This is a genomic window from Streptomyces sp. RP5T (genome assembly GCF_003933965.1).
Lineage (GTDB): Bacteria > Actinomycetota > Actinomycetes > Streptomycetales > Streptomycetaceae > Streptomyces.
Genome location: NZ_RSAJ01001148.1, coordinates 1 through 1,036 on the forward strand (window position 1 = coordinate 1; position 1,036 = coordinate 1,036).

Below are 1,036 nucleotides of genomic sequence, written 5' to 3' on the forward strand. Positions count from 1 at the left end.
GTCCGCGGCCGGGGGCCGGTCGACGGTCCGAGGTCAGTCGGTCCCGGGCCCGCCGTGATCAACCGGGGCCCCGTCGGCGGCCGGGAGCCAATCCGTGGCCGAGGGCCGGTTGGCGGCCGGGAGCCAGTTGCCCGAGGGCCGGTCGGCAGCCCAGGGCGGATCCATGGCCGGAGCCCGATCAGTGCCCGGGGTCAGTCCGAGGCCGAGGGCCGGTCCGTGGCCGAGGGCAGTCGGGGCGCAATCCGCGGCCCGGGGCAGTCCGTGGCCGGAGCTAGGTCGACGACTCAGGGCCAGTCCGTGGCCAAGGACCAGTCCGTGACCGGAGGCCGGTCGCTGCCCGAGGCCAGTCGGCGGCAGGGGTCAGTCCGTGACCGAACACCGTCGGCAGCCCGAGGCCAGTCCGTGGTCGGCGAACGGGCCGTCGCCGGAGACCCGTCGGCAGTCACGGGCCAATCCTTCGCCGGGTTCCGGCCCGTCACCCCGGGGGCCAGTCCCGGCCAGAGACAGGTCCGTGGCCCAGCACCGGTCCGCGACCCGGGTCAGTCCGTCGCCGAAGGCAGGTCGGCAGCCGCAGGCCAGTCCGTCGCCGAGGGCAGGTCCGTGGGCGGAGGCCCGGCCGGGGATGAGGGCTCGTCGGGGTCCTTCGGTGGGGCGGATGCCTTCTTCAGGGCTGCCCAGCGGGTCTCGCGGAGTACCTCGTCGTACCAGGGTGTCGGCGAAGGCAGTGGCTCGGCCGAGGGTGGGGGCGGTAGGTAGCCGTACGGTTCTGCGGCCTCGTCCTGGTCGTAGGCCGAGGACTCCTCCGGCGGGGCGGCCACCGTCCCCGGCGCTGGATCGGTTGCCTGCGCCTCCGTGTCCCTCGGTCGGCGGAACAAGGATCCGGCCGAGGACAGCCGCGCCCGCAGGCCAGGCCTCGTGCGGACCCGCCAGGCCCTGGACGCCAGCGCCACGGGCAGGCCCGCCGCCGTGATCCACGCCAGTACCGCCGGTCCGATCTGCCACCACACCGGCCCGAACCGGGCCAGCACCCCCACCC

The 1,036-nt window shown here is 75.7% G+C and carries 1 pseudogene; it reads right to left on the reverse strand.

Going from position 1 to position 1,036, the window contains the following annotated elements:
- Nucleotides 1-539: 539 nt before the first annotated feature.
- Nucleotides 540-1,036: pseudogene (locus EHS43_RS46975) on the reverse strand (hypothetical protein); the annotation flags it as partial.